Annotated in this window: 23 protein-coding genes; 9 read left to right on the plus strand and 14 right to left on the minus strand. The window is 68.1% G+C overall.

Features of this window, described 5'->3' with window-relative positions:
* Positions 1-197: 197 nt before the first annotated feature.
* Positions 198-1,664, minus strand: coding sequence for a glucose-6-phosphate dehydrogenase (gene zwf, locus LK540_RS22630; RefSeq protein WP_229439656.1), 1,467 nt, complete (start codon positions 1,662-1,664; stop codon positions 198-200).
* A gap of 244 nt (positions 1,665-1,908) precedes the next feature.
* Here zwf and pnuC point away from each other — a divergent pair, with 244 nt between their 5' ends.
* The 3 genes from pnuC to LK540_RS22645 all read left to right on the plus strand — a co-directional run bounded on the left by pnuC (position 1,909) and on the right by LK540_RS22645 (position 4,549).
* A complete protein-coding gene (gene pnuC, locus LK540_RS22635; protein ID WP_229439657.1) occupies positions 1,909-2,499 on the plus strand; it encodes a nicotinamide riboside transporter PnuC in 591 nt (196 codons plus the stop codon).
* A complete protein-coding gene (locus tag LK540_RS22640) occupies positions 2,496-3,542 on the plus strand; it encodes an AAA family ATPase (protein WP_229439658.1) in 1,047 nt (348 codons plus the stop codon). Before pnuC ends, LK540_RS22640 begins: the two co-directional genes overlap by 4 nt.
* Before the next feature lie 257 nt (positions 3,543-3,799).
* Positions 3,800-4,549, plus strand: a complete 750-nt coding sequence (locus LK540_RS22645; RefSeq protein WP_229439659.1) for a hypothetical protein — start codon at positions 3,800-3,802, stop codon at positions 4,547-4,549.
* Positions 4,550-4,557: 8 nt separating this feature from the next.
* On the opposite strand, the gene LK540_RS22650 is transcribed toward LK540_RS22645, so the two are convergent.
* The gene (locus tag LK540_RS22650) at positions 4,558-5,451 is read right to left on the minus strand and encodes a LysR family transcriptional regulator (RefSeq protein ID WP_229439660.1); all 894 of its coding nucleotides are present in this window, start codon (positions 5,449-5,451) and stop codon (positions 4,558-4,560) included.
* Positions 5,452-5,665: 214 nt separating this feature from the next.
* Here LK540_RS22650 and LK540_RS22655 point away from each other — a divergent pair, with 214 nt between their 5' ends.
* Positions 5,666-6,715 (plus strand): NAD(P)-dependent alcohol dehydrogenase, encoded by a 1,050-nt coding sequence (locus LK540_RS22655; protein ID WP_229439661.1) that lies wholly within the window; start codon positions 5,666-5,668, stop codon positions 6,713-6,715.
* A gap of 36 nt (positions 6,716-6,751) precedes the next feature.
* A complete protein-coding gene (locus LK540_RS22660) occupies positions 6,752-7,954 on the plus strand; it encodes an MFS transporter (RefSeq protein ID WP_229439662.1) in 1,203 nt (400 codons plus the stop codon).
* A gap of 58 nt (positions 7,955-8,012) precedes the next feature.
* Here LK540_RS22660 and LK540_RS22665 read toward each other — a convergent pair whose 3' ends face one another.
* The 7 genes from LK540_RS22665 to LK540_RS22695 form a co-directional block, all read right to left on the minus strand.
* Positions 8,013-9,449 (minus strand): tetratricopeptide repeat protein, encoded by a 1,437-nt coding sequence (locus LK540_RS22665; protein ID WP_229439663.1) that lies wholly within the window; start codon positions 9,447-9,449, stop codon positions 8,013-8,015.
* Positions 9,446-9,823, minus strand: coding sequence for an energy transducer TonB (locus LK540_RS22670; RefSeq protein ID WP_229439664.1), 378 nt, complete (start codon positions 9,821-9,823; stop codon positions 9,446-9,448). The genes LK540_RS22665 and LK540_RS22670 overlap by 4 nt, the downstream gene beginning before the upstream one ends.
* Positions 9,824-9,892: 69 nt before the next feature.
* Positions 9,893-11,533, minus strand: coding sequence for a mechanosensitive ion channel family protein (locus LK540_RS22675; RefSeq protein ID WP_229439665.1), 1,641 nt, complete (start codon positions 11,531-11,533; stop codon positions 9,893-9,895).
* A 97-nt stretch (positions 11,534-11,630) separates the two neighbouring features.
* Positions 11,631-12,035 (minus strand): hypothetical protein, encoded by a 405-nt coding sequence (locus LK540_RS22680; RefSeq protein WP_229439666.1) that lies wholly within the window; start codon positions 12,033-12,035, stop codon positions 11,631-11,633.
* A 359-nt stretch (positions 12,036-12,394) separates the two neighbouring features.
* Positions 12,395-13,462: a DUF5694 domain-containing protein gene (locus LK540_RS22685; protein WP_229439667.1), complete on the minus strand. Its 1,068-nt coding sequence runs from the start codon at positions 13,460-13,462 to the stop codon at positions 12,395-12,397.
* Between the two features lie 201 nt (positions 13,463-13,663).
* On the minus strand, positions 13,664-15,247 hold the full coding sequence (locus LK540_RS22690) for a TerC family protein (RefSeq protein WP_229439668.1): 1,584 nt from the start codon (positions 15,245-15,247) through the stop codon (positions 13,664-13,666).
* Between the two features lie 75 nt (positions 15,248-15,322).
* Positions 15,323-15,694 (minus strand): hypothetical protein, encoded by a 372-nt coding sequence (locus LK540_RS22695; RefSeq protein ID WP_229439669.1) that lies wholly within the window; start codon positions 15,692-15,694, stop codon positions 15,323-15,325.
* Positions 15,695-15,853: 159 nt separating this feature from the next.
* Here LK540_RS22695 and LK540_RS22700 point away from each other — a divergent pair, with 159 nt between their 5' ends.
* On the plus strand, positions 15,854-16,663 hold the full coding sequence (locus tag LK540_RS22700) for a hypothetical protein (RefSeq protein ID WP_229439670.1): 810 nt from the start codon (positions 15,854-15,856) through the stop codon (positions 16,661-16,663).
* Between the two features lie 33 nt (positions 16,664-16,696).
* A complete protein-coding gene (locus LK540_RS22705; RefSeq protein WP_229439671.1) occupies positions 16,697-18,727 on the plus strand; it encodes a DUF4132 domain-containing protein in 2,031 nt (676 codons plus the stop codon).
* Between the two features lie 18 nt (positions 18,728-18,745).
* On the opposite strand, the gene maiA is transcribed toward LK540_RS22705, so the two are convergent.
* The 5 genes from maiA to LK540_RS22730 form a co-directional block, all read right to left on the minus strand.
* The gene (gene maiA, locus LK540_RS22710) at positions 18,746-19,390 is read right to left on the minus strand and encodes a maleylacetoacetate isomerase (RefSeq protein WP_229439672.1); all 645 of its coding nucleotides are present in this window, start codon (positions 19,388-19,390) and stop codon (positions 18,746-18,748) included.
* Entirely contained in the window at positions 19,387-20,760 is a 1,374-nt protein-coding gene (locus LK540_RS22715; RefSeq protein ID WP_229439673.1) for an MFS transporter, read from the minus strand. Before LK540_RS22715 ends, maiA begins: the two co-directional genes overlap by 4 nt.
* Before the next feature lie 74 nt (positions 20,761-20,834).
* A complete protein-coding gene (locus tag LK540_RS22720) occupies positions 20,835-21,545 on the minus strand; it encodes a fumarylacetoacetate hydrolase family protein (RefSeq protein WP_229439674.1) in 711 nt (236 codons plus the stop codon).
* Positions 21,546-21,562: 17 nt separating this feature from the next.
* Complete coding sequence (gene gtdA, locus LK540_RS22725; protein ID WP_229439675.1) at positions 21,563-22,612, minus strand: gentisate 1,2-dioxygenase; 1,050 nt, start codon at positions 22,610-22,612, stop codon at positions 21,563-21,565.
* A gap of 14 nt (positions 22,613-22,626) precedes the next feature.
* Positions 22,627-23,832, minus strand: coding sequence for a 3-hydroxybenzoate 6-monooxygenase (locus LK540_RS22730; protein ID WP_229439676.1), 1,206 nt, complete (start codon positions 23,830-23,832; stop codon positions 22,627-22,629).
* Between the two features lie 110 nt (positions 23,833-23,942).
* Here LK540_RS22730 and LK540_RS22735 point away from each other — a divergent pair, with 110 nt between their 5' ends.
* Both LK540_RS22735 and LK540_RS22740 read left to right on the plus strand, forming a co-directional pair.
* Entirely contained in the window at positions 23,943-24,833 is an 891-nt protein-coding gene (locus LK540_RS22735; RefSeq protein ID WP_229439677.1) for a LysR family transcriptional regulator, read from the plus strand.
* Between the two features lie 126 nt (positions 24,834-24,959).
* Positions 24,960-26,375: an OmpP1/FadL family transporter gene (locus LK540_RS22740; protein ID WP_229439678.1), complete on the plus strand. Its 1,416-nt coding sequence runs from the start codon at positions 24,960-24,962 to the stop codon at positions 26,373-26,375.
* The last annotated feature ends 9 nt before the right edge of the window (positions 26,376-26,384 follow it).

The raw sequence follows: 26,384 nt of genomic DNA on the forward strand, positions 1-26,384 counted from the left end.
TACAATACGCGGCGGTTACATCAGACCTTGGGCTACCAAACGCCTGCCGCCGTCGACGCTGCATACCGTGTGCCTAAATAACTGTCCAGGATATCCGGATCACCTCAGGTCTGACATTCGGACACGAGCTCTGCTTTGGATTGCCATCTACAGCTGGGGCCGTGTCCGAATGTCAGACCTGACCCCCGCTGTTGGGTTTACTCGAACCAGGAGAAGCCGTCGCGCGCCAGCAGGGCGAACGAGGCGGCCGGGCCCCAGGAGCCGGCGGCGTACTGCTGCGGCTTTTCGCCCAGGGCCTTCCAGCCTTCGATGATCGGGTCGGCCCATTCCCAGGCCGCTTCCAGTTCGTCGCGGCGCATGAAGTGGGTCAGGCGGCCGCGCACCACGTCGATCAGCAGGCGCTCGTAGGCTTCGGCGCGGCGCTGCTGGAAGGCCGATTGCAAGTCGAGGTTCAACTCCACCTGCTGCATCTGCATGCCGCTGCCCGGCTGCTTGGCCATGATCTGCAGCTTGATCGCTTCTTCCGGCTGCAGCTCGATCACCAGGCGGTTGGTGACGCCGGCCGGGTTTTCCGGGAACAGCGGGAAGGGGGGATTCGCGAACTCGATCACGATCTTCGATGAACGGCGCGCCATGCGCTTGCCGGTGCGCAGATAGAACGGCACCTTCGACCAGCGCCAGGTGTCGATGTGGGCGCGCAGGGCGACGAAGGTCTCGGTGCGGCTGTCCTGCGGCACGTTGGCTTCTTCCAGGTAGCCTTTCACTTCCTCGCCGCCGCCCACGCCGTGGCTGTACTGGCCGCGCACGGTGTCGCGCGCGATGTCGGCCAGGGTGAAGCGGCGCAACGAGCGCAGGACCTTCAGTTTCTCGTCGCGCACGGCGTCCGGCGCCAGCGAGGTCGGCGGCTCCATCGCCACGATGCACAGCAGCTGCAGCAGGTGGTTCTGCACCATGTCGCGCATGGCGCCGGTACTGTCGTAGAAGCCGGCGCGGCTACCGACACCCACTTCCTCGGCCACGGTGATCTGCACGCTGACGATGTTCGGCGCGCGCCAGATCGGTTCCAGGATCGAATTCCCGAAGCGCAGCACGGTCAGATTCTGCACCGTCTCCTTGCCCAGGTAATGGTCGATGCGGTAAATCTGCGATTCGGCGAAGTGCTTGCCGACGGCTTCGTTGATCTCGACGGCCGACGCCAGGTCGCGGCCGAGCGGTTTTTCCAGCACCACGCGCGCGTTCTTGTCGACCAGGCCGGCGGTCGAGAGCTTGTCGCAGATGGTGGTGAACAGCGAGGGCGCGGTGGCGAGGTAGAACACGCGCTGCGCGCCTTTGCGCGAAGCCTCGGCCAGGGCGCCGAAGTCTGGCGCGGCCTGCACGTCGAGGCGCACGAATTCGAGCAGGCCCAGGAAACCGGTCCAGGTGGTCTCGTTGAAGTTCTCGGCCGTGATGAAGGGGCGCGAGTGCTCGGTGACGTGGCTGGCGTAGGCCGCGTTGTCGTAGTCCTGGCGGCCGGTGGCGAGGATGCGGGTGGCGCCAGGCAGGTTGCCGTGCAGGTAGGCCATGTACAGGGCCGGCAGCAGCTTGCGCATCGCAAGGTCGCCGACACCGCCAAAGATGACCATGTCGAGAGGGAGTTCGGTGTCGTGGGCGGGTTGTGGCGTCATGTCGGATTCGTGTGTTGTTGAGCGGCCGCGCGTGCGCGAACACGGCAGGCCGGGTGTGATCGAGCGGCCTAGCATATCACTAGCTTGCCATGTCGGCATGTGGCGTGCACCGCGGCGCCCCGCGGGCGTGGCCGCGGCTGCGCATTTTTGCTGGCCCACGGATGGGCTGCGCTGGCATACTGGCGCTCGCCGGCCGCGCATGCATCCACGTGCGCCCGTTCCATCACCAGCACGGACCAGGATCATGATCGCCCCACTCGAAATCGCCGCAAACGGCTTCGCCACCGCCGCCATCCTCCTGGCCGGACGCAACAGCATCCACACCTGGTGGACCGGCATCGTCGGCTGCGCGCTGTTTGCCGTGGTCTTCTTCCAGGCCAGGCTGTATGCCGACGTGGTGCTGCAGGTGTTCTTCGTCCTGTCGAGCGTGGCCGGCTGGCGCCTGTGGCTGCGCGGCGACCACGGCCACGCCTTGCGCGTGCGCCCGGCCGATGCGCGCAGCCTGGCCTGGATCGTCCCGCTGGGCCTGGCTTGCGCCGCCGGCTATGGCGCGCTCCTGCACGCCTGGACCGATGCCTACGCGCCGTTCGCCGACTCGCTGGTGCTGGTGTTCAGCGTCATCGCGCAGTTGCTGCTGATGGGGCGGCGCATCGAGAACTGGCCGTTCTGGCTGCTGGTCAATTCGATCGCCGTGCCGCTGTATGCCAGCCGCGGGCTGTACCTGACCGCCGTGCTGTACGCGGTGTACTGGGTGAACGCGATCGTCGCCTGGGCCAGCTGGCGCCGACTGGCGCGGCTGCAACAAGAAGGCGATGCGGTGCTGGCCGAAGCATGAAGCGCTACCGGCGCGGCCTGGTGGTCGGCAAATTCTGCCCGCTGCACCGCGGGCACATGCACCTGATCGACGCCGCGCTGGCCGCCTGCGGCGAGGTGCTGGTGATCAGCTACACAAAGCCGGACTTTGCGCACTGCGCTACCGCGACCCGCGAGGGCTGGCTGGCCGATTTGTACCCGCAGGCGCTGCGCCTGGTGGTGGACGACGCCGTGCTGGCCGAGGCTTTCAAGCGGGGCGCGACCGACCGCCGCGTGACCCTGCCGCATAACGGTGCGCCTGCCGACGCGCACCGCCGGTTCTGCGCCTGGCTGTGCCGGACCCTGGGCGGCGGCCCGGTCGATGCCGTGTTCACGAGCGAGGATTATGGCGATGGATTCGCCGCCGTTCTGTCGGCCGAGTTCTCGGCGCGTCTCGGACTTGCGCATCGGGTCGAGCATGTCTGCGTTGACCTGGCGCGGCGCGCGGTCCCTGTGTCCGGCACCCAGGTGCGCGCCGATCCCGCTGCCTGGCGTGCCTTTCTCGATCCACGCGTGTATGCCGATTTCGTCGACCGCGTCTGCATCCTGGGCGGCGAATCGAGCGGCAAGACCACGCTGGTCGACGCGCTCGCCGCTGCGCTTGGCACCACCGCCGTGCCCGAAGTCGGCCGCACGCGCTGGGAAGAGAAGGGTGGACAGTTCGTTTATGAAGACATGCGCGCCATCGCCGAAGACCAGATCGCGCTCGAGATCGCCCTGGCCCAGGACACGCGCGGCCCCCTGGTCTGCGACGGCAGCGCGCTGACCACGGTGTTCTACAGCCAGGACGGCTACGGCAAGGTCGATCCGGCCGTCATCCGGCTCGCGGCAAGGCGCTACACGCACACCTTCGTCTGCGCGCCCGACTTCCCCTTTGTGCAGGACGGCACGCGGCGCGATGCGGCGTTCCGGCAGCGCCAGCATGGCTGGTTCCTGGAGTCGCTGGACCGGGCCGGCGTCGCGTACAGCGTCCTGCATGGGCCGGTGAACGAGCGGCTTGCCGCTGCCTTGCGCATCCTTCGCTGAATACGCGCCTTGTTGCTTGCGCTTCGGCAAATTAGACCGTGTCGATCGGGCTAGAGTAGCCAGGTTCTGCAATGCACACACCCCTTCGGGATGGGAGCGTCATGACATCAAGCTGCTATCAGCCTTCAGGACGGGTGCCTGCACACGGCGTCGTTGTCGTCCTCGCGTTTACCTTTGCGTCAGTGCCTATGGCCCGGCTGTATGCATGGGCAAGCGTGGCTGCCGGATTCGGTCCTGCTTTCCTCGTTTCGGCAGGCATGAGCATCTTCCTGGCCTGCCTGGTCCGCCTGGCAGCCGGGCATGGCAAGATTCGCAATCCACGCTGGATGGGCCGGGCTGGCGCTGCTTGCGGACTCTTCGTCTGGTATGTGCATTGGAGCGCCTGGCTGGTGTATGCGAATGCGGCCGGCAGCAGCCTTTACCTGGCGACGCACCCGTGGTCGATGGGCGAAGCGATGCTGGCGCGTCTGGCCGCCGTATCGGGCGCCGGGGCGGCATTCCTGGCGCTTTGCTGGCTCGTCGAACTCGGCCTGTTCGTGCTGCCCTGCATACTGGCGGGGCGGAGCCGCGCTGAGGAACCGTTTTGCGAAGCAGGCGGCCAGTGGGCGGAAAAAGTGAACGTGCCTGTCCGCTTCCATCCCATCCAGGATCCAGACGAGGTGCGGCGCTGCCTGGAGGCCGATCCGTCACAGGTGCTGGTGCTGCTGCAGCCAAGTATCGACGATCTTCCCGCGTATGCAGATCTCGACATGTACCGCTGCCCGGGAGGCGATGCATTCATCACCATCGCCAACTTCGTGGCAGTGGCGCCGGGCAGCAAGGAACACCGCGATATCGCGGCCATGCTCGCCCTGCCGGCCGATAAGGTAGAGATTGCCCATGAGGCCGATGCGCCGGTGGTCGAATTGCTGCAACTCCCTGCTGCCGTAACAAGCCAGCTAGTGCGCCACTGGGAAGCGATCGAGCGGGCGTCCGCTGCGAACGGGGATGGCGTCACGAAGGCCTAGCGCTGCGGCTAGCCCTTGTACCGGATCGCATCGATCACCAGCCCCAGTGCGCGCGAGGACTGGCGCCGGCTCGGGTAGTAGGCGAACAGGCCCGGAAAGCGCGGGCACCAATCCTGCATCACGGAGACCAGCCGGCCGTCCTGCACACAGGGCGCGGTCATCTCCTCGGGCAGGAAGGCGATGCCGCAGCCGTCGAGCGCCACCTGCAGGATGTGCGGCGCGGTGTTGCACACCACCTGGCCGCGCACGCGCAGTTCCAGGCTTTGTCCTTCGTGCTCCAGCTCCCACGCATACAGACCGCCGCTGCTGGCCAGGCGCAGGGCGATGCAGTTGTGCTTCATCAGGTCTTGCGGCGTGCCCGGCACCGGACGCTGCGCGAGGTAAGCCGGGGAGGCGACGATGGACATCGGCATGTCGACGGTGAGGCGTACCGCGATCATGTCCTTGTCGACCTGGTCGCCGTAGCGCACGCCGATGTCGAAGCGCTCGGCGGCGATGTCGACCAGGCGGTAGTCCGAGCTGAGCTCCACGTGCAGGTCGGGATACTGCGGCAGCAGCGGCGCCAGGCGCGGCCACAGCAGGCTTTCGATCACGTGGTCGATGGCGGTGATGCGGATGGTGCCGGCCGGCTTGTCGCCCAGGTCGCTCACCGCGGTGATCTCGGCCTCGATCTCTTCCAGGCGCGGGCCGACGTTCTGCAGCAGGCGCTCGCCGGCTTCGGTGGGCGAGACGCTGCGCGTGGTGCGCGTGAGCAGGCGCACGCCGAGCCGCTCTTCCAGCCCGCGGATGATGTGGCTGAGCGCCGATTGGGTCATGCCCAGCTGGGCGGCGGCGCGCGTGAAGCTGCGCTCGCGGGCGACGGCAAGGAAGACCAGGATGTCGTTGATGTTGTCGCGGGCCATGGTATGCAAATCGGGAGGGTGGACGACGCCGTTCGGCGGATTCGTTTATGATAGCGCGCACCGAATCGACGTGTCGATTCATGATGAATATTCATAAGGGCATGCAATTTCGCCTTCGTTTTGCCTGCCTTTTTGCCTGTACCATCCTTCCCCTGATTCGGCCTCGCGCCCTGCAAGCGCCAGGTCCTCGTAGCAAACCACAAAAGGACACTCCATGACCGTCAAAGCCTACGGCGCCCACGCCGGCGACCAGCCCCTCGTTTCCCTCGACATCACCCGCCGCGAGCCGGGTCCGCACGACGTGCAGATCGACATCGCCTTCTGCGGCGTCTGCCACTCCGACCTGCACCAGGTGCGCGGCGAATGGGCCGGCACCATGTACCCGTGCGTGCCGGGCCACGAGATCGTCGGCCGCGTCGCCGCCATCGGCGCCCACGTCAGCAAGCACAAGGTCGGCGACCTGGTCGGCGTCGGCTGCATGGTCGACAGCTGCAAGCATTGCGGCGATTGCGAAGACGGCCTGGAAAACTACTGCGACGGCATGGTCGGCACCTACAACGGCCCGACCGCCGACGCGCCTGGCCACACCCTGGGCGGCTATTCCGAGCAGATCGTGGTGCATGAGCGCTTCGTGCTGAGCGTGAGCCACGCCGAAGACCAGCTGGCCGCGGTGGCGCCGCTGCTGTGCGCCGGCATCACCACCTACTCGCCGCTGCGCCACTGGAACGCCGGTCCCGGCAAGCGCGTGGGCATCGTCGGTATCGGCGGCCTGGGTCACATGGGCATCAAGCTGGCGCGCGCGATGGGCGCCCACGTGGTGGCGTTCACCACCTCGGAGTCGAAGCGCCAGGACGCACTCGACCTGGGCGCGCATGAAGTCGTGGTCTCGCGCGACGCGGACGCGATGGCGGCGCAAGCCAAGACCCTCGACCTGATCGTCAACACCGTCGCCGCGCCGCACGACCTGGACGCCTTCCTGAACCTGCTCAAGCGCGACGGCACCATGGTGCTGGTCGGTGCGCCTTCGTCGCCGCACCCGTCGCCGCAAGTGTTCAACCTGATCATGAAGCGCCGTTCGATCGCCGGCTCGATGATCGGCGGTATCCCGGAAACCCAGGAAATGCTGGACTTCTGCGCCGAGCACGGCATCGTCGCCGACATCGAACTGATCCGCGCCGACGAGATCAACGCCGCCTACGAGCGCATGCTCAAGGGCGACGTGAAGTACCGCTTCGTGATCGACAGCGCCACCCTGGCCGCCTGATCCGCAAGCACTCGATAAGGAAAGCAGGGCAAGCGCATGAACCCGCAAGCATCGACAAGCAATCCCGGTCTCGCGGGTAAAAGTAATCCAGCCTGGGGCGCGGTGTTCGCCATGGCCCTGGGTGCGTTTGCCCTCGTGGCCTCCGAGTTTATGCCGGTCAGCCTGCTCACGCCGGTGGCCGCGGAACTCGGCATCAGCGAAGGGCAGGCCGGGCAGGCGATCTCGGTGTCGGGCGCGTTTGCCCTGCTCACCAGCCTGTTCATGGCGCCGCTGTCCGGACGGCTGGACCGCAAGGTCCTGCTGCTCGGGCTGACGGTCATGATGATCGTCTCCAGCACGGTCGCGGCATTCGCGCCGAACTACACGGTCTTCATGATCGGGCGCGCCTTTATCGGCGTGGCGATCGGCGGCTTCTGGTCGATGTCGGCGGCCACCGCGATGCGCCTGGTGCCGCTTGACCAGGTGCCGCGCGCGCTGGCCATCCTGAACGGCGGGAATGCCCTCGCCACCGTGGTCGCCGCGCCGCTGGGGAGTTTTCTCGGCGGCGTGATCGGCTGGCGCGGCGCCTTCTTCTGCCTGGTGCCGGTGGCGGCCATCGCCCTGGCCTGGAAGCTGGTCAGCCTGCCGCCGCTGCCGAGCGGGGGCAGCGCCAGCCTGGGCGCGGTGTTCCGGCTGCTCAAGCGCCCGGCCATCGTGTTCGGCATGGCAGGCACCGGCCTGTTCTTCATGGGGCAGTTCGCGCTGTACACCTACCTGCGGCCTTTCCTGGAAACGGTGACGCATGCCGGCGTGTCGACGCTGTCGCTCTTGCTATTGCTGGTGGGCGTGGCCGGCTTTGTCGGCACCACGCTGATCGGCGGCTTCCTCAAGCAGCACATGTACGGCACCCTGGTGACGATTCCGCTGGTGATGGCGACCATCGCCGGCGGCCTGCTGGCCTGGGGCGGCTCGCTGGCGGCCACCGCCGTCCTGCTCTGCCTGTGGGGCCTGGTGGCAACCGCCGCGCCGGTCGGCTGGTGGACCTGGCTGGCGAAGAGCCTGCCCGACGAAGCCGAAGCCGGCGGCGGCCTGATGGTGGCCACCGTGCAGCTGGCGATTGCCGGCGGCGCCACCCTCGGCGGGCTGCTGTTCGATACGCGCGGCCATGCGGCTACCTTCAGCCTGAGCGCGGGCATCCTGCTGCTGGCCGCGCTGCTGGCGGCGCTGGCGGCGCGCGCGGCACGGAGCGAAGCGCGCTAGCGGCGAATTCCCCTGCGAATGTGAAACCGGCCCGCCTGCATGCGCAGCGGGCCGGTTTTTATTTGCGCCTTGCCGGTGCGGGAGGCGCGCTCAGGGCAGCGATTTCGCTTTCGGCCTCGCGCACGTCCGGATGCCGGGCGCCGAGCAGCGGCAGCAGCGTGGCATGCACCTGCTGCTGGAGCGCGAGCGCGCGGGCATGCTCGCCGCGGGCGCGGTAGACCAGCGCCATGTCGGCGCGCACGCGTTCGATCGCATACACGTTCGCACCGCTGGAGGACGGATAGTTCTGCAAGGCCTGCTCGTACAGCGGCAGCGCCAGGTCGAGCCGGCCCAGCGCGTGCTGGACTTCGCCGGTATTGCCCTGCATGTCGGCCAGCGCCTGCTGCCAGGTGTTGGCGTCGAGCCGCGCCTGCACCAGGCGCTTGCGCGCCGCCGCCAGGGCATCGGGCCCGCCGTCGCGCTTCTCCGTCTCCCACTGCGCCTGCGCTGTGGCCAGCGTCGCCTGGTTGCCTGCGCGGCCGGCTTCGATGCGCGCCAGCGCAGCCTTGCCCAGGGCCAGCGCGTCCTGCAGCCGCCCGCTGCGCACCTGCAGGGCCATGTCGGTTTCGGTGCGTTCCAGTTCCGCGCGCAGGGCGTCCTGGCGCCGCTGTGCGAGAACGCGCTGCGGCGCCAGCGCTTCGGCTTCCTTGTAGCGGCCCTGGGCGTAATAGATGCTGGCGCGCTCGGCGTTCAGGCGCGCCAGCATGGGGGCGCCCATCGCGCCTCCTGCTGCGCGCACGCGTTCGGTCAGCCCGTTCACCAGCACCTCGGCGCGCTCGTAGTCGTCGGCGCGGTAGAAGTGATCGGCGGCGGCCAGGTAGGCGGCGTAGCTGTTGCCTTCGAGCGGCGCGCGGTCGGCGGGCAGCGCCGCCAGCAGGCGCGGCGCGAGCGTGTTCATGGTCGGGTCGTCGCCCATGGCGCTGGCCAGCAGCATCAGTTCACGCGCCACCGACAGCGCCAGCGGATCGTCCGCGGCCCTGGTCTGGTCAGCCGCAGCATCGGCAACCCCGAGCGCCGACTCGTACAGGCTCAGCGCCAGCGGGCAATGGTCGGTGTTGCGGGCGCCGCGTGCGCGCCGCTGCAGGTCTTGCGCCAGCGTGGCGCTGGGCGAGGCCGCCCGCCAGATAGCTGCGGCGCGCTCGGCCATGTCGAGCGCCGCCTTGCGGTTGGCGTCGCGCTGCGCCTGCGGCCCGCCCTGGCGCGCCGTTGCCGACGCAAGGTCGGCCAGCGCGGCGGCCAGTTCCAGGTTCTCGGGGCCGGGCGCTGCCCTGGCCCGGTCCAGCGCCTGGCTGGCGCGCGTCAGGGCCTCGGGGTCCGTCCGGTAAACCGGGGTGTCGCAGGCGATGGCGATCGGACGCGCGACCGGAATCGGCGCTTGCGCAAGGGCGCCGGACGAGGCGGCCAGCAGCAGCGGCAGAAGGGGCAGGAGGGGCAGAAGGGGCAGGGAGCGCTTCAATCGAGTGTCCAGACGTATTGTACGTAGACCGTGGTCTGCACCGGCTGGCCATCGAGGCTGGCGGGGCGGAAGCGGCAGCGCGTCAGCGCGCCGTAGGCGGCGTTGTCGAGTTGGGGAAAGCCCGAGCTGCGCGCGACTGCCGCGCCCAGCAGGCGTCCGTTCTCTGCCACCGTGAACCTGAGCGTGACCGTGCCCGTCTCCTCGTTGCGGATCGAGGCGCGCGGATAGGTGGGACGTGGGCACAGGTCCCAGGACAGCACTTCGGCGCTCTCGGCGATGCGTGCAAACCTGGGGGAATACGGGGCGGGAGAATCGGGCACGCCGGCCCAGGCCAGGGCCGGCAACAGCAGGACGGAAAGGAGGAGTGGGCGCATTCGCTGGGCTCGTCGGGAATACCGAAAGTATAGCCAACAAAACCGACCGGGGCGACAGGAATCCGGCGCCTAGCGGACCGTGTCGGCCGCCGCTGGCTTTGGCGCCCAGGCCTCCGGCGCCACCACGTGCGAGGTGGCCGGCTCCTGCATGTAATGCGGCGACGTCAGCTGCACGCCATGGCGGTTGAACTCGTCCACGATGCGTCCGTGCAGGCGGCTGCGCAGCGCCACGCGCTCGTGCGGGTCGAATACGCCGGACTGCGCCACCAGCCGGTACTCGATATAAAAGTCCGACAACGCCGCCTGCGCGACGAAAGGCGCCGGCTCGGGCAGGATGCCCTGGGTGTCGCGCGCCGCCTGCAGCAGCAGCGCATGCACCTGGCGCCAGGGCGTGTCGTAGCCGACCGTGACCGCCGCCTCCAGCGCAAAGCCGTCGTCGACGCCGGTGCGCGAGAAGTTCTTCGTCGTGTTCGACAGCACCAGCGCATTCGGCAGCGAGATCTCCGCCCCCAGCCCCGTGCGCAGCCGCGTCTCGAACATGCCGAGTTCCACCACAGTGCCCTCGGCCTCGCCGATGCGCACGTACTCTCCTTTGCGCAGGGTGCGCGTGTACATCAGGATCAGGCCCGAGGCGCCCTGCGCCACCAGGCTCGAGCCGCCGATCGACACCATCACGCCGGCCAGCACGGTCACGCCCTGGAAGGCGGCGGTGTGCGAGCCGGGCAGGTAGGGGTAGGCCATCGCCAGCGCGAACAGCACGATGGCCACGTTCACCAGGCGGCGCGTGGGCGGCGCCGTGTCCTGGTCGAGCCAGCCCACTTCGAGTTCGCCGCTTTCCACGCGCTTGAGGATCGAGCCGGCGGTGCGGATCGCCATCCGCGCCAGCACGGCGATCACGGCCACCACCAGCAGGCCGGGCAGGGCGCGGCCGATGCCGCCAATGAGGTCGAAGCCGGTGGCGACCAGGTAGTCGCGCAGGCGGTCGCCCCAGTCGTGGAAATACGGGATGTGCCCGAGCAGGAAGGTCGCCCACAGGAAGGTGGCGAACAGGCGCAGCGCCCACAGCAGCAGGCCGGCGAGCTGGCGCAGGTTGCGCACGATGTAGTCGGCGTCGAGCAGGGCGACGTCCTGGAAACGCACCTGCTCCAGCTTGCGGCTGACCGAGCGCTTGGTAAAGGCGCGTACGCGCCGGTGCAGGATGCCGAGGCTGCGCAGCACCAGCCAGTAGCCCAGCGTCGCGGCCAGGCACCAGGCGCCGGCAACCAGCAGGGCGCGCGGGCTGCCCTGTTCGCGCCGTTCGAGCAGCACGCGGTTCAGCGCCGTTGCCGCTTCCTGGGCCGCCTCGTCGACGGTGTCGCCGGCCAGGGTGTTGACGTCGTTCGCGGTAACCAGGAACAGCAGGTGCCCGTCCAGCAGCACCTGGGTGCCTTCGCCGATCGAACGGGTGCCGGCATGCTGCGGGCCGCCGGCGGCGATGGCCTTGTCGAGGCGCTTGCGGGCGCCGTCGGCGCGGTCCCGGGCCGGAAAGCCCGCCAGGCTGGAGCGGAACACGAAGATGCTGCGCGCGCCGACCTTCAGTTCGGCGGTGGCAAGGTTGACGCCGTTGGCCGGCTGCGCCGCGGGCGCCGCCTGCGGCGCTGTCTGCGCCTGGCTCAGCGCACTGAAGACGAGGATGGTCAGGAAAACAAGAAGGCGAACCGGGGCAAGCATGGGTGGTTGCTGGTAGGAAAAACCCGCAATGATGCCATGCATCGCCGCGCTTGTCTGTGGTGCGAAAGCCGCTCTCGTGTGGAGCGAGGCGGCGACGCTAGTCGGAATGCGCGACGCGCAGGCCTTCCTTGTTGTCCGGCAGCCAGACCTCGGCGATGTCGGAACTCACATCGAAAAAGCCGAGCGCGTGCTTGGCTGCGAGCCGGTACACGGTCTCGTGCGCCTGGTCGATGCGGTCCCAGTCGAGGAAGGAGATGTAGATCAGGTCGCGCCCGATGGTGTAGTCGGTGCCCGATTCCAATTGTTCAGGGTTGTCCTCGGAAACCGGCGGGAATGTTTCGCTCAGCTCGGCATAAAAGGCTTGCAGCGCCGGCATGGCCAGCGCCGGATCGTCGTAGCCGTGGTCTTCCGGCCATTCGGTCTGCGCTTCGTACCAGTCGAGGAAGGCGGAGCGCTTGCGTGGCGCGGCCTCGGGCGCGAAGACCATCAGGTCGTAGCTCATGGCTTGCCTCTCTGGAAGAGGGTGCGTGGTCGGGTCGAATCGTGGTGCATGTTGTTGTTCCTGGAAAAAGGACGGCAGCGTGCGGCGCGAAGGCTGTGCAAGCCAGGGCGCCGCTGCCGGTGCCCGCCATGCTAACACTGCCGCCCGGTGGGTGGGGAGGCATGGCGGACCCTCGCTCAAGCTGTCTCATTTGGCATGCTCAAACTGTCTCATTTGTTCTTTTTGGCTTCCTGTTATTTCGACAAGGTCGAAACGAGAACACAAGAGACGAAATGAGAACGCGAAAAGAGACGGTTTGGGAGAGGGGCAGCCAAGGGCCTCCCCCAGGCTACCCGGTGTCGAGCTGGCAAGCCGGCAATTTATTTCAGCACCGCCTCCACATCCACGATGTCCACTCCCTGCATTTGCCCCAGCCAGGCGTCGAACCAGGGCTTGTGCGAACTGCCGACGATCGCCAGCACGCGTGCGCCGGGGCGTTCGCGGAAGGTCTCGCGCACGTTGGCCACCATGCGCAGGTTGCGGATCTCCCAGCCGGCCACGAACATCTGCGGATAACCGTCCGGCGACCTGGCGCGCAGCGATGCGCTGACGTTGACCTCGGCCAGCGCCTTCAGGCTCTCGGGCGTGTTGATGTAGCGGTAAAGCGGTAGCAGGTCGGTCGCCGCGCTCAGGGATTCTTCCTGCTTCTGGTGCGCTGCCAGGTGCGCGCTACCGGCCGCCCAGGCCGCTTCGAGCGAGCGCACGAAGGCCTTGATGTCGGGCAGGTCCATGCGGTCGCCGGTGTGGTTGTCGACCTGGTGCACGCGCTGCAGGCCGAGCCGGGCCGCCAGGCGCGCTGCGATCTGGTAGTTTTCGTTGTTGCGCCCGCCGATACGGCCCAGCATCGCGACCAGCTTCGCGTCCAGGCCGTCGCCGGCGCGGCGCTCGCCCTCGGGCAGTTGCAGCCACTGCACATAGCTCGATGCAGGATCGTGCGCCGCAAGGAAGGCGGCCGCCAGGCGCCGCCGCTGGGCCGGCGTGGGCCGGGCCGGCCAGGTCTTGAGCGTGGCGTTGATCTCGGCCAGCGCGGCCGGTATGTCCAGCCCGGTGGCCGCCTGGGCCTCCGCGGTCGGCGAGCAATAATCGGCGCCATATTTCGCCGGATGGCGGGCGGCCGTGTCGCATTCCTCGCCCGGCTCGTCCTCGACCGTGATGATCTCGGGCCTGTAAGCGGCCAGCCGGTCGAGCACGCCGTCGAGCGCTGCCGGCTTGAAGCCCGCCGGCATGCCGCTCAGGTGCACCGTGCCCAGCACCAGCACCTGGGCGCGCGGCCCGGTCATGCCCGCGTCGAGCGTGGTCAGGTCGAGTCTGTCGGCGGGGGTTTGCGCCCGGGCGCCGAGCGGCAGCGCCGCCAGCAGGCAGCACAGTCCATAGGTCCAGCGTTTCATTCCGGTGTCCTTTCCGTGGTTGTCGTACAGCTTGACAATGTAGAAAGAAGTTCCGTACAGCACAACGCCCAGCGGACAGACTGCAGGATTCACGGGCCAGGCTGCCGAATAGCCGGCATCGGCCCTGTCCCGTGATTAAGTCAACTTCATGCTTTACTTATCCGCAAGGCAACGGTCGGGGGTAGCTGCGCCCCCGCCGTCTTACTCGGCCGGCCCCTGGACGGCAGCCTCGATGCGCCGGATCGCCACCCGCGCGATGCGCCTTTCCTCGACCGCCAGGATCTCGAAGCGTAGGCCATCGAGTTCGATCGCCTGGCCGGCCTCGGGGAAGGTCTCGAAGCGCGCCAGCAGGAAGCCGGCCAGCGAGGTGTAGTCGTCGGACTCGCCGACCAGGGCGTCGGTCTCCAGCACCTGCTCCAGCAGGTGCAGGTCGGCGGCGCCGTCGACTTCCCACTGGCCCGGGCCTTGCGGGCGCACGGCCGGCTGCTCGTCTTCATCCGGGAACTCGCCGGCGATCGCTTCCAGGATGTCGATCGGCGTCAGCAGGCCCTGGACCGTGCCGTATTCGTCGGACACCAGCACCAGCTGGCCGTGGGCGCGTTTCAGCGTGTCCATGGCGCGCAGCACGCCGCTCGTTTCGGGCAGGATGATCGGCGTTTTCAGGGCCGGCGCGAAGCTGGCCTCCACCGGCACGTCGCCGCGCTCGCGCAGCAGCAGGGCCGCGATCAGGTCCTTGGTGCGCGCCACGCCGACCACGTTATCGAGCTCGCCGCGGCACACCGGCAGCAGGCTGTGCGGGGTGTCGCGCAGCTGGGCCAGGATGGCGGGCGGTGCGTGCTCCAGGTTCACCCACGACATCTCCGAACGCGGCGTCATGATCGAGCGGATCGAGCGGTCGGCCAGGGTCAGCACGCCGCTGACCATGTTGCGTTCTTCCACCGCAAAGGCCGGCTCCAGCGGCGCTTCTTCTTCGGCTTCAGCTTCGGCCTGGGCCGGGGCGCCGCGCTTGCGGCTGCCCAGCAGGCGCAGGACCGAGTCGGCGGTGCGTTCGCGCAGCGGCACGCGGGCCGCGTTCTTCAGGAAGTTACGGCGCGCGAACTGGTTCAGGGTCTCGATCACGATCGAGAAACCGATCGCGGCGTACAGGTAGCCCTTCGGGATGTGGAAGCCCAGGCCCTCGGCCACCAGGCTCAGGCCGATCATCAGCAGGAAGCTCAGGCACAGCACGACCACGGTCGGGTGCGCGTTGACGAAGCGCGTGAGCGGCTTCGAGGCCAGGATCATCACGCCGATCGAGATGATCACGGCCGCCATCATGACGCCGAGTTCATCGACCATGCCGACCGCGGTGATCACGGCGTCGAGCGAGAACACGGCGTCGAGCACCACGATCTGGGCGACGACGGCGGCGAAGCTGGCGTACACCTTCGATTCGCTCTGCGTATGCTCCACGCCTTCCAGGCGTTCGTGCAGCTCCATGGTTGCCTTGAACAGCAGGAAGATGCCGCCGACAAGGAGAATCAGGTCGCGTCCCGAAAAACTGAACGACCCCAGCGAAAACAGCGGTGTGGTCAGCGTCACCAGCCAGGACACGATGGTCAGCAGGCCGAGGCGCATGCCCATCGCCAGCGACAGGCCGAGCAGGCGCGCCTTGTCGCGCTGGTGCGGCGGCAGCTTGTCGGCCAGGATCGCGATGAAAATCAGGTTGTCGATGCCGAGGACGATTTCCAGCAGCACCAGCGTGAACAGGCCCACCCAGATGGTGGGGTCGAAAAGCCATTCCATGTTATTACCTCTTTGATGTGTCGACGGTCATGCGCGGGCGGGCCGGATGCGGCGCGCACGTGCGGCAGGGGAGCGTCAGACGGGGCGAGGCGGCCGGACCGGAGGCGGAATCGACAGGCATTGCCGGCGCGCGTCGTGGCACGAGGCCGCGCGGCCGGGGAGGGTGATGAACTGCGGGCCGGCCTCGTGGTTCACGATGTCGTGCAGGTCCATCGCAGGCGGTTCGTCGGGGTCCAGGTCGAGCGTGGTGTCGACGTCGAACAGCCTGGCGAAGAAGGAATCGGTAGCGCTGTCATCCGGTGCGGCGGCCGACGTTGCGACATGCGTCGCAACGTTCGTCGCGGTGTGCGTCGAACCTGCGGCAGGCTCGGTCGCGACGGACCAGGACAGCGCCAGCACGTTCAGGGGGAACAACAGGATCAGGAAGATGAGGAACGCGCGTCTCATACGCTAGCGGAAAAGATGACGATGCCAGTATAGCACGGCGATCCTGCCGAGTCGGGCACTGCCACCGCGGCCCATGCAAGCGGCATGAACTGGCTTTGCAAGGTCATTTTGCGCAATTTCTATGCTAAGGTTGTGCTTTTTATTGCATTGGAGATAAGTATGCGCCGCGCCATCCTGTTACCCGCCATCCTCGCCGCCCTGAGCCTGGGAGCATGCGGCAAGAAGGACGACGCGGCCGCGCCGGGCGCCGCCGGCAGCGCAGGCTCGGCCGCTTCCGCCGCCGACCCGTGGCCGGCGGTGGCGCCGCTCCTCGTCGGCAACGGCGGCCGCAGCTACACCGGCGGCTGCACCCGCACGCCGCAACTCGACACCATCGAGGCCAGCATCAGTCTCGATGCCGAGGGCAAGATGACCGCCCCCGACCTCAGCGCGGACGTGCGCAAGCCGCAGCTGATCACGCTGACGCGCGAGACGGCCGGCGGTGTCGTCAAGGCCAGCGCGATGCTGTCGATGGATGCGGACAAGGGCCCGGTACTGACCCTGAACGACCAGGGCAATCCGCAGGAGGCCAGCGCAAGCGTGGTGCGCGGCGAGCAGTCGCTCAGCTGCCCCAAGGGGCCGGCGCTGGACCAGCTGCGCGGCCAGCCCCTGTACAAGAGCATGGCGCGCTTCATCGAGACACCCGGCGTCGCGCTCAAGTGCTTCAGTCCGGCCAATCCGATGGATACAAAGGCGGCCGAGTACAAGCTCGCCGGCGGCATTGTCACCGTGGGCAGCGACAGCTTCGACCTGAGCCGTGCCACGACCGAGATGTTGACGATCATGCCGGGCGAGAACCAGGTAACCTATGTTTTCCAGTTGCCGGCGGGACCGATGTTCCATGTGACCTACGATACGTCGGGCAAGCTGATCGGCTTGCAGCGGCAGGTCGCGGGGGGCGTACCGGATGGCTGCCAGGCCGATGCCTGAGCGCAAGCGAGGTACGCGCGGCATGAGTAGAGCATGAGCCACTACGCCGAATTGCGCGACCGTCTCGGCACGCAGCCCGACCATCCCCGTTTCGTCGGCGCACCGATCACGGTCGACGGCTTGACCCCGGACGAGCTGGGTGCGCTGTGGCCGCTGCTGCAGCGCGTGCACTGGAACCCGGATGCCGGCGACGCGCTGCGCCAGCAGGCAGATGAGGTACTGCGCCAGGCCGCGCAACGCGGCCTCGTGCCGCGCCTCGACAGCGCAGGGCTGTTGGCCACGCTGCAGGCCGTGCGCGCGGGGCCCGTGCCCCTGTCCTGGCTGCTGCGCCAGGTGCGCTACCTTGCGCCGCTGCCCGGCGCCGGGATCGAGGCAGCCTTGCTGCCGCGCTTGCCGCCTGAAGAGCGCTGGTTCGCCGATCGCCACGCCTTGTTGGCCATCGCGCGCGCGGCGGGCGCCGGCGGCCTGCTCGCGCGCCTGGATGCGCTCGTCGCACAGCGCCCCCCGAACGACCTGGCCGCGCGCGAGTTTGCCGCCTTGCGCGAGGTCTCGCCCGAGAGCCTGTTCGCGCTGGCCGTCAGCGGCCATTACAGCGCCCTGGTCGCGGACGAGGACGAGGAGACCGACCCCGCCGCCATGCTGGCCGGCGAGCCGGGCTACCTGGATTTCGCGGGCGCCGCACTGACCGGGGCGGCGGAACAGCTGGCGCGCCTGCATGCCGGCGAGCTGCCATACGTCGCCGACGCCGCCTTCGACCGCGACGATGCGCTGGTGCTGGGCATGGCGGCGCGGGTGGCGGCCACGCGCGACGAAGCCTGGTATGCGGACCTGATCGGCCCCTTGCTGGCGCACGCCTGCGTGGCGCCGACGGCGGCGCGCACCGCACCCTCGCAGGCCTTGACGGTCGCGCTCGGGCACGCGATCGAAGCCGTGCCGACGCCCGAAGGCGTCGTCGCCCTGCGCCAGGCGCTGGCGCTGGTACGCCATGTCGGCCTGCAAAAGAAGCTGGCGCGGCACCAGAAGCCGGCCGAGCGCGGCTTGGCCGCGCGCCCGGCAGTGGCGCTGCGCTTGCTCGACGCCGGTCTCGCACCGAAGGCCTTGCGCGCCTTATTGATCCAATTTTTCGAAAGCTGCTTCATCGAACCGCTCGCGCTTCTTTACGGCGAGTGGCGCGCGCGCCTGCTGGCCAACAAGACCGCCGCCGACTTCGCCCGGGGCCTGGTCTGGCGCAGCGGCGCCGCCTGGATGCTCGGCCCGGCAGACGGGCCGCTCGATGCGCAAGGAGAGGCGGTAACGGTCGCGGACGACGAGCCGGTCACGCTCTGGCACCCGGTCGAGGCCGATGAAGCCGAACGCGAAGCCTGGCGCGCACGCATCCTGGCGCAGCAGCTGCGCCAGCCCCTGCGCCAGGTATTCCGCGAGTGGTACCGGCCAGCGGATGGCGAACTCTGCACCGGTTACGAACTGGATGCGATGCCGTTGATCGGGCTGGCGCGGCGCGAGGGCTGGAAGCTGGACTACGACGGCCTGCTGCGCCAGTTCGGCGCGCTGCGCGTGCTGTTCGTGGTGAGCGACCGCCTGTATCCGGGGTATGACGGCGTGGTCGCCAGCGGCGCGCTGCTGTTGCGGCATGCAGGCATGGCCGTGCCGCCAGCCGAGGTGCCGCCACGCCTGCTGTCGGAAGCCTGCCGCGCGGTGGACCTGCTGGTCAGCGTGTCCGCCGTCGCACTCGACACCGAAGACAGCGACTGTTACGAACGCAGCCGCCGGCTCCTGCTGCTGGCCGACCAGACCGGACGCGATGCCATGCGCCGCCGCGTGCTGGCCGCGCTGCTGGCGCCGCAGATCGCAGCCGGCAGCGTCAGGCTGGATGGCTTTCATGTGGAGGTGGCCGGCGCCCGGGTCAGCATGCGCACCGGCCGCGTGCTGCGCGATGGCGCGCCGGTGGAACTGGCCCTGACGCAGCCTGGCCGCCCGCTGAGCGCCGTGCCCTGGCTGCCCTACGACGAAGCGCTGCTCGAACGCGTGCTGCAGGGTGTCGGCGCGCTGCTCGACGGCGCCTGAACACGCCAGGCGGACGTATTATTCGGCGTCGGGCTGGTCTTCCGGCCGGGCATCGCGGAAAGCAGTCAGTTCCTCGCAGCGCGCCTCGATGGCCAGCAGAGTCGGATAGCGTTCGAGATCGCACTCGAAGCGGCGCGCGTTGTACAGCTGCGGCACCAGGCAGCAGTCTGCCATGCCAGGTGTATCGCCATGGCAGAAGGCGCCGGTGTCCGGGCTGTTCGCCAACTGGCGTTCCAGTGCATCCAGCCCCAGCGTCACCCAGTGGCGGTACCACGCGTTCTTCTGCTGCGCGCTCACGCCCAGCTCCCCGCTCAAATACTTCAGCACGCGCAGGTTGTTGATCGGGTGGATGTCGGCCGCGATGGCCTGGCTCAGGGCGCGCACTCTCGCGCGACCTTTCGCATCCGACGGCAGCAGCGGCACGGCGGGGCGGGTCTCGTCCAGGTACTCGATGATGGCCAGCGACTGCGGCAGGATCATGCCGTCGACTTCCAGCACCGGCAGCAGGTGCTGGGGATTCAGGGCGTCGAACGCTGGTGCGAATTGGCCACCGCCGTCCTTCGACAGGTGCACGTAGGCCTGGTCGTGGGCCAGGCCCTTCAGGTTCAGGGCGATGCGCACCCGGTAGGACGCCGAGCTGCGGTAATAGGTATGCAGTTTCATGTGAGCGAATTGTTGGTGGTGGGTTGGAGCGGCATGACCGGCGCGGTGTCGAGAGCGGCCGGTTCGGCGCGCTGCAGCCGGCCCATGGCCAGCAGGGCCAACGCCGCCAGCACCGCCGGCACGGCCAGCATCAGGAAGATGGTTTGCGTGCTCAGCTCCGCCGCCAGCAGGGCGCCGCCGACCATCGAGCCGAGCACCGAGCCGCTGCGGCCGATGGCCGAGGCCCAGCTGACGCCGGTGGCGCGGCTGGTGGTCGGGTAGAAGGCGGCAGCCAGCGCATTCGCGCCGACCTGCGAACCGCTGACGCCGAAGCCGACGCCGAACACGGCCAGCACCAGCAGCGGCACGTTCTGGGTGGCCATGCCGACCACCACGATGCAGGCGGCCGCCGCCAGGTAGGCCGTGGCCAGCACGCGGTGCGGACGGTAGCGGTCCATCCAGCGGCCCAGCAAAATCGCGCCGAGCGTGCCGCCGATCTGGAAGGCCGAGCTGATGAAGGAAGCCTGCGACAGGCTATGGCCGGCGCCGTTCAGGATGGTCGGCAGCCAGCTCGACAGCAGGTAGATGATCAACAGGCTCATGAAGAAGGTGGACCACAGCAGCAGGGTGCCGCCGATCAGGCCGGGGCGGAACAGCTGGGTCACCGGGGAGCCGGGCAGCTTGACGTCGCTGACCGTCAGCGGCGGCAGTGCCTCCGCGGTGTTGGCGATCTTGCGCATGATGCCTTGGGCGGCCGTGCTGGCGCCGCGTCCGCGCAGCACCATCCAGCGCAGCGATTCGGGCAGCGCGAACAGCAGGGCCGGCACCAGCAGCAGCGGGATCACGCCGCCGATGGTCAATATGCCGCGCCAGCCGACGCTGGCCAGCAACTGGGCCGCCACCAGCCCGCCCAGGGCCGAGCCAATGGTGAAGCCACAGAACATCAGCGTCACCAGGCTGGCGCGGCGCGGCTGCGGGCAGTATTCGGAGGTAAGGGTGATCGTGGTCGGCATCGCGCCGCCCAGGCCCAGGCCGGTGAGGAAGCGCAGCACCAGCAGCGTGGTCATGTTGTCGGCGAATGCCGACAGCAGCGAGGTCAGGCCGAAGAAGGCGACCGACAGCAGCAGGACGGGCTTGCGGCCAAAGCGGTCGGCCATCGGGCCGAGCAGCAGGGCGCCCGCCATCAGGCCGAACAGACCGGCGCCGAACAGCGGGGCTAGGGCCGCCGCGCTCAAGCCCCATTCGCCGCGCAGGGCGGGTGCGATGAAGCCGATCGAGGCGGTGTCGAAACCGTCGATCGCCACTACCAGGAAGCACAGTGCGAGCACGCGCTTCTGGAGCGGCGAAAAGGGATGTTGGTCGATGAACTGCTGGACGTTCTGCGCTTGCATGGGTGTCTCCTCGCTGCAGGTTGAACTTCAATATGGCCGCGCTCTTCGCTGGAGCGCTGGCCGGGGCTTCGGATTTAGACGACTTTCACGCTTATCGGTGTCAGGCCATCCACCGTGCCGTGCATGGTCTGGCCGCGCACCACGGCGCCCACGCCTTCGGGCGTGCCGGTCATGATCAGGTCACCCGGCTGGAGTTCGAACAGGGTCGAGAGCTGGGCGATGGTCTCGTTTACATTCCAGATCAGGTGGGTGATGTCGCTGCTCTGCACGGTCTTGCCGTCCACCGTCAGGGCGATGGCGCCGGCGTTCACGGCGCCGCCGGCGTCAACCGGCGTGATCGGGCCGATCGGCGCCGAATAATCGAAGGCCTTGCCGATTTCCCACGGGCGTCCCTGTTCGCGCATGCGCATCTGCAAATCGCGCCGGGTCATGTCCAGGCCGACCGCGTAGCCGAAGATGTGCGCCTGCGCGTCTTCCGGCGCGATGTTGGCTCCGGCCTTGCCGATGGCGACCACCAGCTCGATTTCATAATGGTAGTTCTCGGTGCGCGGCGGGTAGGGAATCTCGACGGTGGCGCCGGCCGGTACCGGCATGATCGACTGCGCGTCGTTCGGCTTGCAGAAGAAGAAGGGCGGTTCGCGCTCCGGGTCGAAGCCCATTTCACGCGCGTGCGCCGCGTAGTTGCGGCCGACGCAGTAGACGCGGCGCACCGGGAAGGCAGCCTCGCTGCCGTTGACGGGCAGGCCGACCGTGGCCTGGGGCGGGAACAGATAGTGGTCGCTCATGATGGTCTCTTTCTAGGTTATTCGGGAAGGAATTCTTCGCGCAGCAGGCCAATGGCCTCCAGCACCGGGCGGTCGGAAAAGCTGAACAGCACCACGTCCTGCGGCGCTTCGAGTTCGAGCGTGGCCCAGGACGGCACCACGAAGGTGTCGCGTGGGTCGAAGTCATGGCGCTGGCCGTCGATGACCGCCGTTCCGCTGCCTTCGACCACGCTGTAGACGGTGCCGTCGGTGCTGCGGTGGGCGCGGCCCTTGAAGCCGGCGGGGAGGAGCTGCATGCAGGCGCCGATGGTCGGCATCGGCGAGCCGCCGTTCAAGGGGTTGATGTAGCGGAGCTTGACGCCGACCCAGGGGTCGATCTCTTCCTGGCGGCGCAGGGTGTCGAGCGCCTCGCGCGAGCGTTCATACGGGTAGTTGAAGATCGGCGAGCTGGCGCGGGTGTGCAGCTGGCGCACCGGCGCCATGTTGTGGCCGTAGGCAGCCAGGCTGCGGCCTTCCGGGCGCGCCACCGGCTGGCTCGCCGCCTCGCCGTTCTCGGCAAAGCCGCCGCTGAAGAAGCGCGTCATCGGGATGTCCAGGCCGTCGAGCCAGACCACGGGTTCGGCCTGGCCGTCGATGCCGGGGTTGCCGTGGTCGTGCCAGGTCCAGGACGGGGTGAGGATGAAGTCGCCCGGGTGCATGGTGGTGCGCTCGCCGTCGACCGCCGTGTAGGCGCCCTTGCCCTGGACGATGAAGCGCAGCGCCGACTGGGTGTGGCGGTGCGCCGGCGCCACCTCGCCCGGCAGGATCAGTTGCAGGCCGGCGTAGAGCGAATGCGTGATCGAGGAGCTGCCCGGCAAGGCCGGGTTTTCCAGCACCAGCACGCGGCGCACGGCTTCCTCGGCCGAGATCAGTTCGCCGGCGCGCTGCAAATGCGGCAGGATATCGGCGTAGCGCCACAGCGCCGCTTCGTAGCCGGGCGCCGGGGTCTTGGGCACCAGGTTGTGCAGCGATTCCCACAGCGGCGTCAGGTGCAGGGACTGCATGTCGTGGTAGAGGGCGCGGCGCGCGCCTTGCAGGTCGTTGTGCATGTCGGTTCTCCTTGTTATGCGGTGGCCAGGCAGCGCTCGGCGCTCCAGCCGTACAGCCAATCCAGGGCGTCGTAGAAGCCGGCCTGGCCGCGGCCTTGCCACAGGTCGTTGCGCACCAGGCGCTCGACGCCGTGGGCGTGGTACAGGCGGCCCATCTCGCGCGCCGACAGCACCACGCGCGCGGTGCGGGCGATGCGCGATTTCTGGTACAGGGCAAAGGCGGCTTCCATGTCGAAACCGGTGACGCGCACGGCCTCGCCGAGGGTGACCGCGTCTTCCAGCGCCATGCAGGCGCCCTGGGCCAGGTATTGCAGGGTCGGGTGGGCGGCGTCGCCGAGCAGGGTGATGCGGCCCTTGGTCCAGTTGTCGACCGGATTCCGGTCGGCGGTGCTCCAGCGCCGCCAGCTCGACGGGCAGTGCAGCAGCTGGCGCGGCAGGTCGGCGATGCCGGTGAAGTAGGACAGCACTTCTTCCTTGCTGCCGTCGCGCACGTCCCAGACTTCGGGCTCGCGGCTGTGGAAGGTGACGACCAGGTTGTACTGGTCGCCGCTGCGCAACGGGTAGTGGACCAGGTGGCAGTTCGGGCCGGCCCAGACCACCGGCGCGTTCCAGCGCAAGTCTTCCGGCATCTCGGCGGCGGGCACCACGGCGCGGTAGACCACGTGGCCGGACACGCGCACCGGGTCGCCCACCACCACGTCGCGCGCCACTGACTTGATGCCGTCGCAGCCGATCAGGTAATCCGCCCCGTAGCGCCGGCCGTCGCGCGCCAGCACGGTGACGCCGCGTTCGTCCTGTTCGATGGCGTCGATGTGGCAGGAGGTGACGAGTTCGATGGCCGGATTGCCGCGCACGTGTTCGAGGATGGCGGTGTGGATGTCGGCGCGGTGGATCACGGCGTAGGGGTTGCCGAAGCGCTGGCGGAAGGGCTCGCCCACTTCGAAGGCGCCGACTTCGCTGCAGTCGACCGCGTCCATCATCACCAGGCGCTCGGTGAACACGGCGCGTGCACGCACCGCTTCGCCCACGCCCAGGGCGTCGAGAGCGGCAAAGGCATTCGGCGCGAGCTGCAGGCCGGCGCCGATCTCGCCCAGCGTGGCCGACTGCTCCAGCACCGTCACCGACAGGCCCAGGCGCGACAGCGACAGCGCGGTGGCGATGCCGCCGATGCCGGCGCCGGCCACGATCACAGAAGGTCTTTTCGTGTTAGTGGTTTTCATGATGGTCTCCATACATCCCGTGAATGACCACAGTCTGCCGAAAACCCCGTATGCCGGAAACTGATCGTTGTCGATTGTTATAATCAGGATTTTAAATAATGGTGCCGGCCATGAAACGTTTCGATATCGAGCTGCTGCTGATCTTCGACGAGATCTACAAGACCCGGAACGTGACGCGCGCCGCCGACAACCTCGGCTTGCCGCAGTCGACCGTAAGCCTGGGGCTCGGCAAGCTGCGCGAGCATTTCAACGACCGCCTGTTCAGCCGCACGGCCAAAGGCATGGAGCCGACGCCGCGCGCCGAGAACGCCATCGAGGACGTACGCCGCGCCCTGCAGGCGCTGCAGCATGCGCTGGCCGACGAGCCGGTGTTCGACCCGGCCGGCAGCACGCGCGAGTTCCGCATCTGCATGACCGACATCAGCGAGATCGTGCTGGTGCCGCGCCTGCTTAACCACCTGCGCCAGGTGGGGCCGGGCATCCGCGTCGACATCTCCAAGATCACGCCCGACAGCCCGCAGGACCTGGCCGATGGCACGGTCGACCTGGCGGTGGGCTTCATGCCGCACCTGGAGGCGGGCTTTTACCAGCAGGTGCTGTTCGACCAGCATTTCGTGTGCCTGGTCTCGAACCGGCATCCGCGAGTGCAGGACAGCCTGAGCCTGGCGGCGCTGCAGGCCGAAGACCACGTGCTGGTGCGCTCATCGGGCACGGGTCACGCCATCGTCGACAAGACCCTCGAACGCGAAGGCGTGGTGCGGCGCGTGCAGCTGCAGTTGCCCAGCTTCCTGGGCGTGGCGCGCATCGTGGCCCAGACCGAGCTGCTGGCCATCGTCCCTTACCGCTACGGCGCCTCGATGGTCGACAGCGAGGACGTGCGCATGCTGCCAGTGCCTTTGGCGCTGCCGAGCTTCCAGGTCAAGCAGCACTGGCACGAGCGCTACCATGCGGATGCGTCGAACCGCTGGCTGCGCGGGGCGATTGCGACGCTGTTCGGGTAGTTGGCCAAAAAAGCACGGTCGTAATAAAAAAATCCGGTTTGGTGTATGCTTCGAGCCGCGAAACCTCTGCCATTCCAATGCACGAGGGGAGCGTTGAAGAAGACAAACCGAACCAAGAGAACCACCGTGAACCAGAAACACCTGAACCTCATCATTGCGCTGGCGCTGGCCGGCATCTCCGCCACCGCCGGCGCATCCGGCTACCGCTTCGGCTCGCAGAGCGTGTCATCGCAGGGCACGGCCGAAGCCAACGGCGCCGAAGCCGCCGACGCCTCGACCGTGTTCGCCAATCCGGCCGGCCTGAGCCGCCTGGAGGGCCGCCAGTTCGCCGGCGGCGTCACCGCCCTGGTGCCGCATTCCACCTACCAGGATGCCGGCTCGACCCGCTTCACCGGCAGCCCGACTGGCGGCCAGGCTAGCCAGGATGACTATGCGCCAAGCGCCGTCGCCGCGCCCTCGCTGTACTACAGCCACAAGATCGATGACCGCTGGACCGCCGGCTTCGGCGCCTTCGTGCCCTTCGGGACCGACCTCGATTACGACCGCGACTGGGCCGGCCGCTACTCGCTCACCAATATCAAGCTCGAGTCGCTGACCCTGAACCCATCGCTAGCCTTCAAGCTGAACGAACAGCATGCGTTCGGCTTCGGCATCGACCTCGACTACATGAAGGCCAGCCTGGGCCAGGCGGTCGATGTGCCGGGCACGATCGCCGCCGCCCAGCACAGCGGCACCGGCGCCGTGCTGGCGCGCCAGATCGCCGGCCTGGGCGGGAACCCGGCCTTGTTGGCGACTGCCGGCGACGCGTATGCGGGCGTGAAGGGCAAGGACTGGGGCGTGGGCTTCAACCTGGGCTATCTGTTCACGCTGGACGAGAACACCCGTTTCGGCATCGCCTACCGTTCGTCGATCAAGCACGAGCTGAAGGGCGGGGCAATGTGGGACTTCTCGACCGTGACCTCGGATGCGGTGGTGAATGGCGTGCTGCAGGGCGTGTCGCGCCGCCAGAATTCGGATGCGCGCGTCGAGCTGCGTACGCCGGAGACGCTGTCGGTGAACGCCTTCCACCAGTTCGATCCGCGCTGGGCCGGCATGGCGGACGTGACCTGGTCGCGCAACTCGCGCATGGAGAACATCGACATCGAATTCCTCGGTACCAGTGAAGGCGACGAGGTGATCCGCCAGCAGTGGAAGAACACGGTGCGCGTGTCGCTGGGCGCGAGCTATAAGCTCAATGACGACGTGCTGCTCCGCGCAGGTATCGCGCACGACAATGCGCCGGTGCGCAGCAGCGAACTGCGTCATGCCGCGCTGCCGGATGCGGACCGCAACCAGCTGTCGTTCGGTGCGAACTGGAAGCTGTCGCCGTCGTCGTCGATTGATTTCGCGTACAGCTACCTGGACTTCAAGGATGCGTACGGCGCCTATACCAACAGCTGCAATCCAGGGGCAGTGGGCTGCACGGGCAATGGCGAGACCACGCGCGGGACGTGGAAGACGCACATGCAACTGGTGGGCGTGGCGTACAACCAGCGCTTCTAAGCGTTAGCT

It is taken from the genome of Massilia sp. IC2-278 (assembly GCF_020708045.1).
GTDB lineage: Bacteria > Pseudomonadota > Gammaproteobacteria > Burkholderiales > Burkholderiaceae_D > Telluria.